Below are 15614 nucleotides of genomic sequence, written 5' to 3' on the forward strand. Positions count from 1 at the left end.
TATATGGAATTTGACTTTCTGTCGCCCGTAGAGAATGAGATGCTCGGCTTTGTAAGCAAACTTTCGAGCCAGCATCTTGGGAGTAAGGTGACGTTTCATACTCAAGAGGATTTCCCAGACCTCGATAAGATTAAGATCGCCATTATCGGTGTTTACGAAAATCGAGGGTCCGGTTCGGTTCATGCTGAAACGGACCTTTTTCATTTCAGGAAAGAGCTTTACGGATTGTTTCCCGGTAATTGGGATGTCGCGATTGCCGATTTGGGGAACATCATCGCAGGGGAATCGTTGTCTGATACTTACTATGCTGTCCAAAATGCGTGTACCGGATTGATCAAGCGAAGGATTATACCTATAATAATAGGTGGCTCGCAAGATTTGACCTATCCGTTGTATCGCGCATACGACGAATTGGAGCAAATGGTCAACCTTACGGCGATTGACAGCCGTTTCGATTTTGGCAAAGGGGAAACCGATTCGCTTCCGAGCCAATCGTATCTGGCAAGAATCGTTGTTGATGAACCCAACAATCTTTTCAATTACAGCAATCTTGGGTATCAGACGTATTACAACTCGCAGGAGGAAATCGATTTGATGGACAAATTGTTCTTCGATGCATATCGCTTGGGCGAGGTCGCCAACAAGGTAGCGATTGCCGAACCTGTGATGCGCGATACAGATGTGGTGAGCATCGACATGACTTCGGTGAAATCGTCCGCATCGGGCAACATGTTCCAATTCATCCCGAACGGATTCGACGGCAAAGAGATCTGCGCGCTCGCCCGTTATGCGGGAATTAGTGATAAGGTGACGTCGTTCGGAATCTTCGGCCATCATGCATCGAAACACGAAGCGCCTTTAATGGCACAGATCATTTGGTATTTCGTGGAAGGCTTCCATTATCGTTCGAATGAATATCCGTACGGAAGTCGCGAAGGCTACCTTAAATATATAGTGCCGTCTGAAGGAGAAGAAATCGTGTTCTACAAAAGCGACAAAACGGATCGTTGGTGGATTGAAATACCATTTATTTCAAATGTTAATAATAAATTAAAAAGAAATACGTTATTACCCTGTTCATACGAAGAATATTTATCTGCGTGCAACGAAGAAATGCCCGAAAGATGGTGGAAGGCCCAACGCAAGAATATTGTGTAAGTGTAACATTGTCAGTTAAAGATGTAACGCAATCGTTTTCGTAAGTTATATCTTACAATAATTCATAAAAAGTGTATTTTATCGATTTAATTGTGCATTTTGTCGATGAAAAATTTTTTTATTCTAAACAATAATTCTACATTTGAACCGGAGTTGAAATTTTAGAATTATTTATTGTTTTTTTAAAAAATTATAAATAGGTTTACGCCCTTAAAAAAGAAAACACACATAACCCAAATTTATATGAAGAAATTCGTTGCATTCACAGCATTTTTCGCTCTTTTGGCAAGCTGCGGTTCGAATAATAGCAAAGGCGAACTTGTCGGGGTGAAAGGGAAGAAGTGGCATCCGGAGAAACCTTACGGAATGGTTTTGGTTCCTGGAGGTTCATTTATCATGGGTAAGTCAGACGATGATTTGGCGAATGTTCAGGATGCGCCTACAAAGACGGTCACCGTTCGCTCGTTTTATATGGATGAGACTGAAATCACAAATAGTGAGTATCGTCAATTCGTAGAATGGGTTAAGGATTCCACAATCCGTGTGCGTCTTGCTATTCTTGCCGATGAAGTCGGTGGAGGAAGTACAGCCGGTGGCGGAGGCGGAAAAGGTAACGGTAAAGGCATCAGTGATTTTGCTTTTAACGATGCCGATCCTGCAAAAATGACGCCATACGATAAGTATATGTTCGAAAACTACTATAGCCAAGGTACATCGGACGATCCTTATGCCGGAAGAAGACTTAATAAGAAGGTGAAGCTTATCAACGATACGAGCAAATATCCGGATGAGTACTATACAGAAGTTATGGATAGTATGTATCTTCCTGTTGCTGAATCTTTTAACGGATTGCGTACCGTTGACGTGAACAAGCTTCAGTTCCGTTATTCTTGGATGGACATCCAGGCTGCAGCTAAGGCGAAAGTCGGAAAACGCAGCCAGTTCATCAAAACTGAAAAAGTAAAAGTATATCCAGATACTACTGTTTGGATCAAAGACTTCGCTTACTCTTATAATGAGCCGATGCACAATGATTACTTCTGGCACCAGGCTTACAGCGAATATCCTGTAGTAGGTGTTACCTGGAAGCAAGCCAAGGCATTCTGCGCTTGGAGAACTTTGAACAAAAACGCTTATATCAAGACTAAAAAAGGAAGAGATCTTATCAACTCTTTCCGTTTACCTACAGAGGCTGAATGGGAATATTCCGCTCGTGGAGGTCTTGAGTCAGGAACTTACCCTTGGGGTGGTCCTTATACGAAAAACGACCGTGGTTGTTTCTTGGCTAACTTCAAACCTAACCGTGGTGATTACGCAGCTGACCAGGCGTTGTACACTGTCGAGGCCAAGTCTTACGATCCTAACGGATTCAATCTTTACAACATGGCTGGAAACGTAGCCGAGTGGACGGATTCTTCATACGATCCTGCAGCTTACGAATATGTTTCTACAATGAACCCGACTGTTGGTGATCAAACCAATATGCGCAAAGTCGTTCGTGGTGGTTCTTGGAAGGATGTGGCCTATTTCCTTCAAGTTTCTACACGTGACTTTGAATATGCTGATACGGCTAGAAGTTATATCGGATTCCGTACAGTTCAAGATTACATGGGCTTGCAAATAACCGGCAAAGCGCCCAAAAGATAAGAACCTTAATTATTAACCACTTTATTGTAAATTAACTTAACTAACTAAAAATTATTATTATGGCATTATTGAGTCCTAAAGTAATGAATTTCTGCTACGGTATGGGAGCAGCGGTCGTAATCGTTGGAGCTTTGTTCAAATTGATGCACTGGCCAGGAGCGAGCGCGATGCTTATCATAGGTCTTGGAACTGAGGCTTTGATTTTCGGTCTTTCCGCTTTTGATCCTGTAGCTAAAGAACTTGACTGGTCATTGGTATATCCGGAACTTGCCGGAGGTGAAGCCAAACCAAAAGATAAAAAAGAGAACCCAACAGAAGCTCAAGGTTTGCTTTCTCAAAAGCTTGACAACTTGCTTAAAGAAGCTAAGATCGACGGAGAGCTTATGGCTAGCTTGGGAAGCAGCATCCGTAACTTCGAATCTGCTGCTAAAGGAATTTCTCCTACAGTTGATGCTATCGCTTCACAAAAGAAATACAGCGAAGAGCTTACTATGGCTGCCGCTCAACTTGAGTCTTTGAACAGCTTGTACAAAGTTCAGTTGGAAAGCGCTTCTCGTAACGCTCAAATCAACCAAGAGGTAGCTGAGAACAACCTTAAATTGAAAGATCAAATGCAGTCATTGACGTCAAACTTGTCTTCATTGAACAATGTTTATGGCGGAATGCTTTCTGCAATGGGTAGAAACTAATTTAGGCGACATTTTTTAATTTAAACTAACTAATCTAAAAGAATGGCGTCAGGAAAATTAACCCCTAGGCAAAAGATGATCAACCTGATGTATCTGGTGTTCATCGCGATGTTGGCATTGAATATGTCAAAAGAGGTACTTTCGGCTTTCGGTCTTATGAACGAGAAGTTCGAGGCAGCTAACATATCCTCTACAGAAACGAATACAGGTATGCTTGCGGCTCTTGAGAAAAAGGCTTCAGAAGATGCTCACTTTACGCAAGCGGCATCTGAAGCTAAAAGAGTTTCTGAAATAAGCAACCAATTCTACACTTATCTTGAAGGTCTTAAAAAAGATGCTACAGAAGGTGTTGAAGTAAACCCTGAAACTAAAAAGCTTCCTTATGAGGCGATGGATAAGGGTGATAAAATTGATGAAAGATGGTTCGAAGGAGATGGATATTCTCCAAAAGGAAAGCAGATTGTTGACGCTTTCGCGAAATATCTTGCTGATATGAAGGCTGTAATCGGAAACAACACTAAGCTTAGTGGAGTTCAAGAAGAGATTACTGCAAAATTCAACACTGCTGATGTGAAGGATGGAGAAGGTGTTACCAAGAAATATCTTGACTACCATTTCAAAGGCTTTCCTTCTATTGCATCTTTGACTAAGATTTCTGCATTCCAGAACGACGTGAGAAAGGCAGAAGCCGATACTTACGCTATCCTTCTTGGTAAAGCTGCGGTAGAAACTGCTTCAATGAAAAACTATACTGCTTTGGTTGTATTGGACAAAAACGCTTACTTCCAAGGTGAAAAAGTAACAGGTAAAGTGGTTTTGGGTCGTTACGATCAAAACACAAAACCGACTGCTTTCAAAGGACCTGGTAAAATCCAAAACGGTCAAGCTGTTATCGATATGACTGCTGGATCGGTTGGTGAGCAAAAAATCGCAGGTGAATTTACATTCCTTGAAGACGGAAAGCCGGTTCCATTGAAATTCGAAGGTAAGTATGTGGTTGTTCCACGTCCTTCAGGAGCTAACATTTCTGCAGACAAGATGAACGTTGTTTACCGCGGTCTTCCTAACCCGATGACAATTTCGGTTGCAGGCGTGGCTGACAGCGATGTCAAAGCTTCTGCTCCAGGTTTGTCTAGCTCAGGTAAAGGAAAATACAACCTTAACCCAGGTGGCGGTACAGAAGTTGTCGTTAACGTCAACGCTAAATTGCCTGATGGAAAATCGGTTACAGATAAGAAAGTTTTCCGTATCAAAAACATCCCAGGACCACAAGGTGCTATCGGTGGAATCGTTGGTGATACTAAAGGAGCTAAATCACGTCTTGAAGTTTCTCAGGTTTCCGCGAAATTGGAAGACTTCCTTTACGACCTTAACTTCCGTGTAACCCAGTTTACTTTCAAAGTTCCTGGACAAGCTGCAGTAGTCGTAAACGGTGACCGTGTGAACGCTCAGTGTAAAGCTGCTCTTGCGCGTGCAAGCCGTGGCGATCAAGTTACCATCAGCGATATCAAAACTGTAATTGAAGGAGCTCCGAACATTACTACCAAGAAATGTTCACCAGTTATTTACGAAATACAATAAGAATTTAAGTTATCCGTTAACCTACATAACTTAACAGTACAAACATGAGACTTAGAAACCTTTTAGTAATAGTGTGTGCAGCGGCTGCGAGCCATACGTTTGGGCAATCGAATTTGCTTAACGCAAAGACGCCGGACGAAATCGGTAAAAAGACGCCTGCACAGTTGATTTCCGATAACGACAAGCCATTGCCTTACGGATACGTGCACGATCGCGATGTACTGATGGGTAAAACCGTTTGGGAATATATCGATCTTGACCAACGCGTTAACTTCCCGATGTATTACCCGGTCGATACCGCTAACATCGGTAAAGACAGACGTTCTTTGTTCAATGTTTTGCTGGCGAATGTACAGAACGGAAAAATCACCGAGGTTTATGCCGATGAGTATTTCAACACTAAGAAAACGTTGAAAGACATGGAATCTGTATTTACCTACATCGATACACTCGATTCAGGTCGTGACGAATTGAACAACAACCGCGATCTTTATTTTGCCCGCGAAACAAAAGCGGTAGTGAAGAAAGACAAGAAAGGGCGTGTCATTTCATCTACTCCTGGAGGAACTGTTCCTGCCCAAAAGCAACTTGATCCTCAGTTTATCAACAAAACGGAGCTTACTCCGGCCGACGTTAAAGGATACCGTATCAAAGGATATTGGTATTTCGACAAACGTCAAGGTGAATTGAAGTATCGTATGTTGGCGATTTGTCCGGTTGCTATCGAGGCCCGTGACATCGGAAAGGAAAAGGCTGAACCAATCGAGCTTTTCTGGGTGTACTTCCCTGCAATCCGTGACGTATTGCACGAGCACAAAGCTTTCAACGACCGCAACTCGGCCATGCCAATCTCGTTTGACCACCTTTTGAACTCACGCCGCTTCAGCGGAGAGATCTACAAAGAAGAAAACGTGTACGGTGACCGCCAGATTGCAGACTACATGAAAGACAACGCGCAAATGCAACTTCTCGAGTCGGAGCGCATCAAGGATAAAATCCGCGATTTCGAGCAAGATATGTGGAATTACTAAAATTCTCAAATCATACAAAAACCCTCGCTTTTTAGTGAGGGTTTTTTATTTTATGGCGTGCCGGCGGCTCGTAAGTCGGTAGTGACGGCAACTTTCGTCAAAGCCGCCGTCGCGCTGTTCGTTCATAGTCCTCGTTTTCAAGCCAAATTTTTTAAGGTGCGACACGGCTTCCGTTGGTCGCCGCGCCGCGCCCAAAAAAATAAAGGCTTGCAAACTGCGGGCTAACCACTTCCATCGCTCACGCGCAATCCGTAACTTTACGGCATGAAAGATTACATCATCGTCGGTGCCGGTCTTGCCGGAATCGCTTTCGCCGAAACTGTGATCAACGAAGGCAAATCCGCTTTGGTTTTTGACAACGATTCGCAGCATTCTTCCCAAACAGCAGCCGGCGTCTACAATCCCGTAATCCTAAAAAGATTCAGCCGATTGCAGGACGCGCAACAACAGCTCGATTCCATGCAGCAGTTTTATGTGCAAGTCGAATCGCGAATCGGCAGGAAATACAACTTTGATAAACAAATCCTACGTCGTTTCGCATCTGTAGAAGAGCAGAACAATTGGTTCATCGCTTCCGAAAAAGACGGATTGTCGCCTTTCTTGTCCGGAACTTTGGTTCGCGACAAATTCAACGACATCGATTCTCCTTTCGATTTCGGCCTCGTACTCCAAACCGGTTACGTCGACACAATGGCATTTTTAAGCGATTACAAACGCTTTCTTGAAGCATCAGGCTCCTATGTCAACGAGTCGTTCGATTACTCCAAATTGACGCAAAAAGAAGGTTTTGTCGAATACGGAACTATCAAAGCGCGTCACATCGTTTTCTGTGAAGGTTTCGGAATCAAATCAAATCCATACTTCAATCATTTGCCGCTCGAAGGAACGAAAGGCGAAGTCATAATCATCAAAGCCAATTTGGAAATGGATGTAATCGTCAAAGGAGGCGTTTTCATACTTCCGCTCGGAAACAAAACCTTCAAGGTTGGCGCGACTTATGAATGGACAGACAAAACCGAAATGCCGACCGAATCCGCCAAACTGGAACTCATCGAAAAACTAAAGGAAATCGTCAAGGTAGATTTTGAGATTGTCGATCAAAAAGCCGGAATCCGCCCAACGGTAAAAGACCGAAAACCACTAATCGGCACACATCCAAATTTTCCGAACTTCCATATTCTAAACGGACTCGGAACGCGAGGCGTGATGCTCGGCCCGACATCGGCAAAAACACTTTACGAATCCATCGAAAACGGCACGGAAATCCCGGCAAGCGTCAATATCACGCGTTTTCGTTATAACGGTTGATGGCTTCGGGATCGTAGTTGATAAAGAGGTTGATGTAAATGTTGCGTGAAAGTCGTGTTATGATTGGCATAAGCGCCATCTCCAATCCGAAAATCCAACCGAACGACTGCAGCATCGTCGCGCCAAACGCATACGCGATCGCGAAAATCAAGATTCCGAGCCCGACGCCAAGCGCATAACTCACATACATAGCCCCAAAAAAGAACGACGTCTCGATTTTGTAAACGAATCCGCACTTGCGGCAATTGTGGTGCATTTTAAGATTATCGGCCAACGCATAAGGGTTGGGGTTCACGAACATTTTGTCTTCGTGGCATTTCGGACAAGTTCCTGTTAAAATGCTATACAGTTTGCTGCCTTTTTTTAACATTTGCAAAAAAATTCGCGGATGTAGTTTTTCCGCCGATTTCCACTGCAAAATTACGGATTCGCTTCCGTATAAAATCGCACAAAATGCTCAATATCCACAATCTTTCGGTGTCGTTTGGAGGCACGTATTTGTTTGAAGAAGTCACCTTTCGATTGGGTGCGGGCGACCGCGTCGGATTAGTCGGGAAAAACGGGGCCGGAAAATCTACGATGCTCAAAATCCTGTCGCGCGATTTGGCTCCCGATTCGGGCAGCATCGCCACAGAAAAAGAAGTAAAGATCGGATTCCTACGCCAGGACATCGACTTCGAGCAAGGCCGGACAGTTCTCGAGGAAGCGTATCAGGCATTCGAGGAAATCAAGGAAATCGAGCGCAAACTCGAACACATCAACCATCAACTTGCGACGCGTACCGATTACGAATCGGAAACCTACTCGAAACTCATAGAAGATTTGTCCGATTACACGCATCGTTACGAATTGCTCGGCGGATACGATTACATCGGAAATACCGAAAAAATCCTGCTCGGACTCGGTTTCAAGCGCGAGGAATTCAACAACCAGACCGACACGTTCTCTGGCGGATGGCGCATGCGTATCGAGCTCGCTAAACTGCTTTTGCAGAACAACGACATCCTGCTTCTCGATGAGCCGACGAACCACCTCGATATCGAGTCGATCATCTGGCTCGAAAGCTTTTTGAAGAATTTTCCGGGCGTCGTCGTGATCGTTTCCCACGATAAGATGTTCCTCGACAACGTTACGAACCGCACGATCGAGATTTCACTAGGAAAAGCGTACGACTTCGCCAAACCGTATTCCGAATATCTCATTTTGAGGAGTGAAATCCGCGAAAAGCAATTGGCGACCCAAAAAAATCAACAAAAGAAGATAGAAGAAACCGAAAAACTCATCGAGAAATTCCGTGCCAAAGCGTCGAAAGCGTCGATGGCGCAGTCGCTTATCAAAAAACTGGATAAAGTCGAGCGCATCGAAGTGGACGAAGAAGATACGTCGGTGATGAACATCTCGTTTCCCGTTTCGAAAACGCCGGGTCGTGTCGTCATCGAAGCCGAACACGTCACCAAAAATTACGGCGATAAAAACATTTTCAAGGATATTTCGCTTCTCGTCGAACGCGGATCCAAAATGGCTTTCGTAGGCCAGAACGGACAAGGAAAATCAACGTTCATCAAAGCCATCGTCGGTGACATCGATTACACGGGAACAATCAAGCTCGGACATAACGTCGAACTCGGTTATTTCGCGCAGAACCAGGCCGAATACCTCGACGGTGAAATCACGCTGCTCGAAACGATGACCAACGCCGCAAACGATACGAACCGTTCGAAAGTACGTGACATGCTCGGTGCGTTCCTGTTCCGCGGAGACGACGTCGAGAAGAAGGTAAAAGTACTTTCGGGAGGTGAAAGGAACAGGCTTGCGCTTTGTAAATTGTTGCTTCAGCCAATCAATGTCTTGCTGATGGACGAACCTACGAACCACCTCGACATCAAATCGAAAAACGTACTCAAAGCCGCACTCCAGAAATACGAAGGTACGCTGTTGCTCGTTTCGCACGACCGTGACTTTTTGCAAGGTTTGTCGAATGTGGTTTATGAATTCCGCGACCACAAAATCAAGGAATATCTGGGCGACATCAATTTCTTCCTCGAACAGCGCAACGTAGAGAACATGCGAGAAGTCGAAAAGAAAGACGTGGCCAAAAAAGAGATCAAGGAAGCGCCGAAATCATCCGAAGACCAAAAGAAAAACAAACAACTGCAAAACAAACTTTCAAAGGTCGAAAGTCAAATTCAACAGCTAGAAGAAGACATCCGCAAAGACGACAAAGCACTCGAATCTAACTACGACAAGCACATCGAAGACGCCAATTTTTTCGTTGCTTACAATCGTAAAAAAGAAGAATTGGATAAGTTGATGGCGGAATGGGAGAGGATTCAAGAGGAAATAGAAGGGTGATTTTAGATTCCGACGAAGGAGGAATCTTAGCCAATGCGCACAAGCTGAGATTCCTCCTTCGTCGGAATCCCCAAACTAAGAAATCAACCCAATCCGCTTCGAATGGGCAATTGCATCTTCGCTATCCCTGAAATAGCAGCATGCAACATTCATTGACTCCATGTTCTTGATGGCGTCTATGGCTTTTTGTTTTTTTTCGGTTCCCGTCTGCCGAATGTAAACCGCCTTTACCGTAACCGGGAAAATCTTGCAGATAGCTTCGTACAAATACGGATCGTGCTGTGAATCGTCTCCCAAAAGCGTGTATTGCAAATGCGGATAAAACTCAAGGATGTGCTTGATTTTTTCGAATTTATGGTTGTGGTCGCCACGTCCGGTAATAAAAAAATCGGTGAGGCTCGTCTTGATGTCCTTAAGCAGTAAAACCGCGCGCGGCAGTTCGTGAAGTTGCGTAAAATCGACAATAAAACGGTACAGGTTCCATTCGCTGCTCGACACGTAAAAAAAAGCGTTCTGCTCGTTCTTCTTGTTGCGTCCGGCCGTGCTCAACGCCTGATAATGCGGAACGACACCTTCAAAAACTTTCCTGTCGTTCACATTCCTGAACAAAAGAATATAAAGCTTCTTGAACGGATTGCGCGTGTGCGACACCAAAAACGTATCGTCTATATCCGAAATGAAGCCCAAATTGCCTTCGTGAGGCCGTATAAAGCTGCTTTTGGTCACGATTTCTTCTCCGTTGTGCATGATGCTCACGAAATAATCGATCCAGCCGTAATCGGGTTCTTTCTTCAACGGGATTGAAAATTTAAAATAGCCGTCATCGAGGGTTTTGGTGTGGATTTTCTGGTTGTTCCAATGCAGGTACACGTCGGCGTTCTTTTGCGTCTTGATGCGGAACATGCGGATCACCCACTTGGCGTTGCGGAAACGTTTCTTCTGGAAGTCGTATTCTTCTTTGGTCGTCGGACGAAAAACGTGACCCATGACGATCAGTTCTTCTTCGTTGGCGTAACCTCGGTACAATTTGAGAATCGGCTTCATGAAAAATCGTTAAATTTAAAATCGGTGTTAAAGCTTATTTCAAATTACGAAAAATCGCGCAATTTTAAAGTATGGATGCCACCAAGAAATACCTTTTCGTCGTCAACCCTATATCCGGCGATCTCGACAAAGCCGAAATCCTGGCTGCGGTACAGGCTTTTGCCGAAACCGAGAAAATCTCGCTCGTGACCTATGAAACGACAGGCGAAAACGACGAAAAGGGGATAGCAGAACTTTACGAAAAACACAAGCCGCAACGCATCCTGATTGCGGGCGGAGACGGAACGATCAAAATCGTGGCGCAAGCCGTAGAACACCAGGACGTGATTTTGGGGATTTTACCCGCGGGTTCGGCCAACGGTTTGTCGGTCGATTTGAATTTTCCGACGGCGCTCGACGAAAACCTGCAAATCGCATTTCACAACGACGCCATGGAACTCGACATGGTGTGCATCAACGGCGAAAAAAGCCTGCATTTGGCCGACATCGGGCTCAATGCGAACCTCGTCAAGAATTATGAGCAAAGTACGGTTCGCGGCAAGATCGGTTATGCGCTCCAAAGTATCGCCACGCTTCAGGAACAGAACGAACCTTTCGAAGCAACGATAGAGGTGAACGGGGAAACGATAATGACCGAGGCGCGTATGATCGTCTTTGCGAATTCACAGAAATACGGCACCGGCGTTACCATCAATCCGCTCGGTAAAATGGACGACGGAAAGTTCGAAATCGTCATTTTAAAAACGTTCGACCTCGTGCTTTTCGGAAAGATCGTCACCGGAAATATGCCGCTCGATACGGGTGAAGTCGAGATTTATTCTACAGACAAAGCCAAAGTAGTGACCAAAGTTCCGGTACATTTCCAGATCGACGGGGAATATGCGGGAGAAGAAACCGCACTCGACATCTTCGTATTGCCGAAGCAAATGAAAGTAGCCGTTCCTAAAACAGATTAAAGCGCTTCTTTGAACGGATGCCGTTGTTGCCATTCGATTTTCGGTTCCAGATAATCGAAAACATGATCAAGTTTTTTGTTGACGAGCGTATTTCGGTGCTTCATGAAACCAAACATCTCGACGGGTTCGGCCCCGACCGAGCTTTTGATTTCGAGAGCCGTACGTGCAAATACTATTTTTTTGAAACCTTTGTTGATACAATACGCAATCATGTCGTACAGCATATTCAGATACAGCATCTTTTCGCGTTGCACGCTTTCGTCATAACCCAAAAAGTAAGTGTCGAGCACACAGCCGTTTTTGATCAGCGTATTGAAACCGACGAGTTTCCCATCGTCGAAATAACCGTAAAACAAAAAGTCGTCGCGCAGTTTTTCCTTGAGTGTCCTGAAATGGTTTTCAGCGAGGAAAAAAGTGTTGAAAGGCGCGTTTTTGGCGACGTGATGATATAAATCGTAAATCGTGTTTTCATATTTGACGATGTCCTCCAAGTGCATTTTGCGCTTTTCAAGACCTTCCGATTTCTTGCGCGCGCGTTTGAACTGATCGCGATATTTTTTCAAAAGATCCGAAACGTAATCGTCGAAAGTCATCCATCCGGAGCGGATGCCGAGTACCATGTTCGGTTGCGTACTGAACTTGAAATAGTCGGAATAACCGGCTTTTTTGAATTTTGAAATTTCGGCAGCCTCGAAATCCTTGAACGTGACCAAATGGACTTTTTTGCCCGATTTCTGGAACGATTCGGTCAACGAAACCGATGCTTTTCGAAGTGTTTTGATGGCCGATGTACAATCGGTACCGTCTTTGATGGCGAACGCATTCTGTCCCGTGAGCATATTGTTTCCGATAAACAACACATGCGAACTAAAGCGTTTGAAGATGAAATTGCGCACCGACGTTTTAATGCATCTGTCGCGTTCTCCAAAAGATTCGAGCAAATTCAAATCGAGAAACTGAGACAAAGCAATGCCGACAAGTTCTTCTTTTTCGAAAAGCCCGATGAAGTGACATCTCATATTCGTCGGAGCCGAAATCTCGAGAACCGATAAATATCGCGTGGAAAGGAAAATGTTCGAAATAGCCAGCGCGTCCCAGGCTTGGGGCAAATCAGAAACTTTATCGTAAAGAATAAAAGAATAGTCTTTTTCCAACGTCGGGAATTGAGGATTCAAATGTAGAATTTCGGGCAATCATGCGAATCGGCTTAAGTAAAACTTTAACGAATGCCGAAAAAAAATCCCGTCACAAGCGCAACGGGATTCTATTTTTTAGCCGATAATTATTGCCAGGCGCAAATGATTCCGCCCATGATGGCGCAGGTCACGACCCAATAACCGCCGACGATCATCGTATACTTGAAACTCCTGTTTTCATACAAGGCACCGACTCCCAAAATCGGAAGGCAAAAGAAAAGTCCGGTCATGGAACCGTGAAGCGCTCCGTGTTTGAAAGTGCGGAAGTTCGTTCCGTAATCGGCCATGAACGAGGCGTATGAAGGAAGCGCTTTTGTAGGATCGCCTCCGATCATTCCCAAAGCCCCAAATTGATGGATCACGAGCATCTGCAAAATGAAAGCGATGAAGAACGCATACACGATGGTCATCCCGAAAATCTTGACCATGTTGGGTTTTTTGGATTCGTCGTGCACGATGCCGGTTTCTTTCATCCAGGCATTGCCGAATACTTTCGGGTTATACCAGATGAATCCGGTAACAAGAGACGAGAGTGCGGCTACGATGAGCGCAAGGAAATTGACATTCATAAGGTTTGTTTTTATTGGTTGGTGATTCAAATGTAGCAAAATTTAATTCGCTTAGTGGTGAGACAGTTACAGATTCGTGCCGATTGATGTATTTTTGTAGGATAAATATTTCACAAATAAATTAAAAAGTGCATTTCATCGATTTTTTTTGTCAGTTGTCGATGATTCTGTTAGTTTTATCCCATCAAAGTTCCCTAAATCATTCAGACATGAAAAAAATATTTACCCTAGCACTTACCTTAGCCGTATCGGCCATGTTCGCCGCCATCCCGGCTGCCGAGAAAATAGCGCTTATCCGTCTGTATAAGAACACGAACGGCGCTCAATGGACCAATAAATGGGACCTCAAAAAGCCAGAGACACAGTGGTATGGTGTAACCATCAAAAACAACCAGGTTACAGGCCTCGATTTGTCGAATAACAATCTTACAGGAACGTTGCCAACTGAAATAGGCAACCTTACAGGTTTGGTGAAACTGAATTTGTTCAAAAATAACATTTCGGGTCAGATTCCTACAAGAATCGGGCAGTTGCAAAACCTGCAGTCGTTGAATCTGGCTTTCAACAAGCTCGAAGGAAATATCCCGACGACTATCGGCCAATTGGTACATTTGCAGAATCTTGAAATGTACATGAACCGCCTCAACGGAAACATTCCGGCCGAGATCGGTCAGATTAAAGGTCTTCAGACGCTTTCTCTTTACAATAATGAATTGGAAGGGGAAATCCCGACGACCATGTACGGATTGGCTTCGTTGAAAGTGCTTCTTTTGAGCAGCAACAGACTTTCGGGAAAATTGAGTCCCGATATGGCCAACCTTGCTTCGCTTGAAAACCTGAGCCTTTTCGAAAATAAATTCGACGGGCAAGTGCCTTTCGACCTTGAAAAACTCAAAAACCTTCGCGAGATGAACATTTCCTACAACATGTTCAACGGATTGGTTTCCCGCAAACTCGCCCAACTCGATACGCTTCACATGACGATGATCAACGAACAAGGCGTCGCCACTACGTTGAAAGTCGAAAAAGACAATACAGCTATCGCAAACGAAGATTAGGATTTCTCATATACTATATTTCTGCACAAAAAAGCCCGTGGTCATCAACGGGCTTTTTTATTGGGCTAATGCCGATAGGATTTCGTTCTGGAGCAATCCGCTGCCGCCTCCGTAATGCGGGACTATGGCGACTTCGGGTTTCAGCTCGCGGAAAAGTTTGGTGAGGTGGGCTTCGCTTTCGGGTTCGAGCCCGCAGCCTAGAAGGACGATGTTGAAATCGTGTTTCGAAAACAATTCAATCGCTTCGGCATCGGTCTCGGCACCTAATCCGAACCAGTCTTCGCGCGCGTTTATGAGCCTCAGGACGGTTTCGAGGATTTCGGCATGCCGTCCGATATAAAGAATCTTAGTCATGATGTTATAAGGATGAAGAAAAACTGTCAATAGAGCCGAAAACTCGGATATAAATTAGACCCGACGGATTTTTAACGTCCGTCAGGTCTGGAACAATCAATCAATCAATCAATCAAAATGAACCTCGCGGTTTATCTTGTTATTGTTTGACGAATTGCAATTCGATTGCAAAACGCACGTCTTCGCTTACCAAAAGCCCACCGGTTTCAAGAGCGGCATTCCAGTTCAATCCCCAATCTTTACGGTTAACTTTTCCGTTGATCGAGAAAGCCGCTTTGGTATTTCCCCACGGATCTTGAAGCAATCCGCCGAATTCGGCATCAAGGGTTACGGTTCTGGTCACGCCATGCAAAGTCAATTCTCCGGTCAAGGTGTAGTCATCGCCCGATTTCTTTACGAAACCACCGGCTTTGAACGTTGTTTTAGGGAATTCGGCCGCATCGAAGAAATCGGCGCTGCGCAAGTGGTTGTCGCGGTCTGCGTTTCCTGTGTTGATCGATGCCGTGTCTGCCGTAAATTCGATTTTGGAAGTCGTGAAGTCATCTCCGTCTGTTTCTACAGTCGCTTCGAACGTGTCGAATTTTCCTGAAACGTTGGTGAACATCATGTGTTTTACTTTGAATCCGATTTCTGAGTGTGTTGGGTCAAGAACCCATTTTGTTGTAGACATT

At 44.6% G+C, this 15614-nt stretch carries 15 protein-coding genes; 9 read left to right on the forward strand and 6 right to left on the reverse strand.

What is annotated here, in order from left to right; all coding sequences use genetic code 11:
• Nucleotides 1-3 precede the first annotated feature (3 nt).
• The 6 genes from HZF10_RS12770 to HZF10_RS12795 all read left to right on the forward strand — a co-directional run bounded on the left by HZF10_RS12770 (nt 4) and on the right by HZF10_RS12795 (nt 7414).
• Nucleotides 4-1158 (forward strand): formimidoylglutamase, encoded by a 1155-nt coding sequence (locus HZF10_RS12770; protein ID WP_176006608.1) that lies wholly within the window; start codon nt 4-6, stop codon nt 1156-1158.
• Between the two features lie 243 nt (nt 1159-1401).
• Complete coding sequence (gene porK, locus HZF10_RS12775) at nt 1402-2805, forward strand: T9SS ring complex lipoprotein PorK/GldK (RefSeq protein ID WP_176006609.1); 1404 nt, start codon at nt 1402-1404, stop codon at nt 2803-2805.
• Nucleotides 2806-2864: 59 nt separating this feature from the next.
• Nucleotides 2865-3494, forward strand: coding sequence for a type IX secretion system motor protein PorL/GldL (porL, locus tag HZF10_RS12780; protein WP_176006610.1), 630 nt, complete (start codon nt 2865-2867; stop codon nt 3492-3494).
• 42 nt (nt 3495-3536) lie between these two features.
• Nucleotides 3537-5075 (forward strand): type IX secretion system motor protein PorM/GldM, encoded by a 1539-nt coding sequence (gene porM, locus HZF10_RS12785; RefSeq protein WP_176006611.1) that lies wholly within the window; start codon nt 3537-3539, stop codon nt 5073-5075.
• Nucleotides 5076-5119: 44 nt separating this feature from the next.
• On the forward strand, nt 5120-6106 hold the full coding sequence (gene porN, locus HZF10_RS12790) for a type IX secretion system ring subunit PorN/GldN (RefSeq protein ID WP_176006612.1): 987 nt from the start codon (nt 5120-5122) through the stop codon (nt 6104-6106).
• Nucleotides 6107-6370: 264 nt separating this feature from the next.
• Nucleotides 6371-7414, forward strand: coding sequence for an NAD(P)/FAD-dependent oxidoreductase (locus HZF10_RS12795; protein ID WP_176006613.1), 1044 nt, complete (start codon nt 6371-6373; stop codon nt 7412-7414).
• Here the strand turns inward: HZF10_RS12795 and HZF10_RS12800 are convergent.
• Entirely contained in the window at nt 7389-7784 is a 396-nt protein-coding gene (locus HZF10_RS12800) for a DUF983 domain-containing protein (protein WP_176006614.1), read from the reverse strand. The genes HZF10_RS12795 and HZF10_RS12800 overlap by 26 nt on opposite strands.
• An 83-nt stretch (nt 7785-7867) precedes the next feature.
• Between HZF10_RS12800 and HZF10_RS12805 the strand changes: the two genes are divergently transcribed.
• The gene (locus HZF10_RS12805; RefSeq protein WP_176006615.1) at nt 7868-9766 is read left to right on the forward strand and encodes an ABC-F family ATP-binding cassette domain-containing protein; all 1899 of its coding nucleotides are present in this window, start codon (nt 7868-7870) and stop codon (nt 9764-9766) included.
• A 75-nt stretch (nt 9767-9841) separates the two neighbouring features.
• Here the strand turns inward: HZF10_RS12805 and HZF10_RS12810 are convergent, their stop codons facing one another.
• The gene (locus HZF10_RS12810) at nt 9842-10810 is read right to left on the reverse strand and encodes an App1 family protein phosphatidate phosphatase (protein WP_176006616.1); all 969 of its coding nucleotides are present in this window, start codon (nt 10808-10810) and stop codon (nt 9842-9844) included.
• Nucleotides 10811-10881: 71 nt separating this feature from the next.
• Between HZF10_RS12810 and HZF10_RS12815 the strand changes: the two genes are divergently transcribed.
• A complete protein-coding gene (locus HZF10_RS12815; RefSeq protein ID WP_176006617.1) occupies nt 10882-11766 on the forward strand; it encodes a diacylglycerol/lipid kinase family protein in 885 nt (294 codons plus the stop codon).
• Here the strand turns inward: HZF10_RS12815 and HZF10_RS12820 are convergent.
• Nucleotides 11763-12959 carry a GNAT family N-acetyltransferase gene (locus HZF10_RS12820; RefSeq protein ID WP_306454596.1) on the reverse strand — a complete coding sequence of 399 codons (1197 nt, stop codon included), beginning with the start codon at nt 12957-12959 and terminating at the stop codon, nt 11763-11765. The two genes, HZF10_RS12815 and HZF10_RS12820, sit on opposite strands and share 4 nt — an antisense overlap.
• 89 nt (nt 12960-13048) lie before the next feature.
• A complete protein-coding gene (locus tag HZF10_RS12825) occupies nt 13049-13531 on the reverse strand; it encodes a DUF1761 domain-containing protein (RefSeq protein ID WP_176006618.1) in 483 nt (160 codons plus the stop codon).
• Between the two features lie 209 nt (nt 13532-13740).
• Here HZF10_RS12825 and HZF10_RS12830 point away from each other — a divergent pair, with 209 nt between their 5' ends.
• Nucleotides 13741-14589 (forward strand): leucine-rich repeat domain-containing protein, encoded by an 849-nt coding sequence (locus HZF10_RS12830; RefSeq protein WP_176006619.1) that lies wholly within the window; start codon nt 13741-13743, stop codon nt 14587-14589.
• Nucleotides 14590-14646: 57 nt separating this feature from the next.
• On the opposite strand, the gene HZF10_RS12835 is transcribed toward HZF10_RS12830, so the two are convergent.
• Together HZF10_RS12835 and HZF10_RS12840 are read right to left on the reverse strand one after the other, a co-directional pair.
• Nucleotides 14647-14943, reverse strand: a complete 297-nt coding sequence (locus tag HZF10_RS12835) for a hypothetical protein (RefSeq protein ID WP_176006620.1) — start codon at nt 14941-14943, stop codon at nt 14647-14649.
• Between the two features lie 139 nt (nt 14944-15082).
• Entirely contained in the window at nt 15083-15613 is a 531-nt protein-coding gene (locus HZF10_RS12840; protein WP_176006621.1) for a YceI family protein, read from the reverse strand.
• Nucleotide 15614: the final 1 nt, after the last annotated feature.

This window comes from Flavobacterium agri (assembly GCF_013401995.1).
Classification (GTDB): domain Bacteria; phylum Bacteroidota; class Bacteroidia; order Flavobacteriales; family Flavobacteriaceae; genus Flavobacterium; species Flavobacterium agri.

Coding starts and splice junctions, on each gene's coding strand:
- porM (WP_176006611.1), top strand. CDS start 3,537: ATGGCGTCAGGAAAATTAACCCCTAGGCAAAAGATGATCAACCTGATG.
- HZF10_RS12815 (WP_176006617.1), top strand. CDS start 10,882: ATGGATGCCACCAAGAAATACCTTTTCGTCGTCAACCCTATATCCGGC.
- HZF10_RS12835 (WP_176006620.1), bottom strand. CDS start 14,943: ATGACTAAGATTCTTTATATCGGACGGCATGCCGAAATCCTCGAAACC.
- porK (WP_176006609.1), top strand. CDS start 1,402: ATGAAGAAATTCGTTGCATTCACAGCATTTTTCGCTCTTTTGGCAAGC.
- HZF10_RS12810 (WP_176006616.1), bottom strand. CDS start 10,810: ATGAAGCCGATTCTCAAATTGTACCGAGGTTACGCCAACGAAGAAGAA.
- HZF10_RS12805 (WP_176006615.1), top strand. CDS start 7,868: ATGCTCAATATCCACAATCTTTCGGTGTCGTTTGGAGGCACGTATTTG.
- porL (WP_176006610.1), top strand. CDS start 2,865: ATGGCATTATTGAGTCCTAAAGTAATGAATTTCTGCTACGGTATGGGA.
- HZF10_RS12795 (WP_176006613.1), top strand. CDS start 6,371: ATGAAAGATTACATCATCGTCGGTGCCGGTCTTGCCGGAATCGCTTTC.
- HZF10_RS12825 (WP_176006618.1), bottom strand. CDS start 13,531: ATGAATGTCAATTTCCTTGCGCTCATCGTAGCCGCACTCTCGTCTCTT.
- HZF10_RS12840 (WP_176006621.1), bottom strand. CDS start 15,613: ATGTCTACAACAAAATGGGTTCTTGACCCAACACACTCAGAAATCGGA.
- HZF10_RS12770 (WP_176006608.1), top strand. CDS start 4: ATGGAATTTGACTTTCTGTCGCCCGTAGAGAATGAGATGCTCGGCTTT.
- HZF10_RS12800 (WP_176006614.1), bottom strand. CDS start 7,784: ATGTTAAAAAAAGGCAGCAAACTGTATAGCATTTTAACAGGAACTTGT.
- HZF10_RS12830 (WP_176006619.1), top strand. CDS start 13,741: ATGAAAAAAATATTTACCCTAGCACTTACCTTAGCCGTATCGGCCATG.
- porN (WP_176006612.1), top strand. CDS start 5,120: ATGAGACTTAGAAACCTTTTAGTAATAGTGTGTGCAGCGGCTGCGAGC.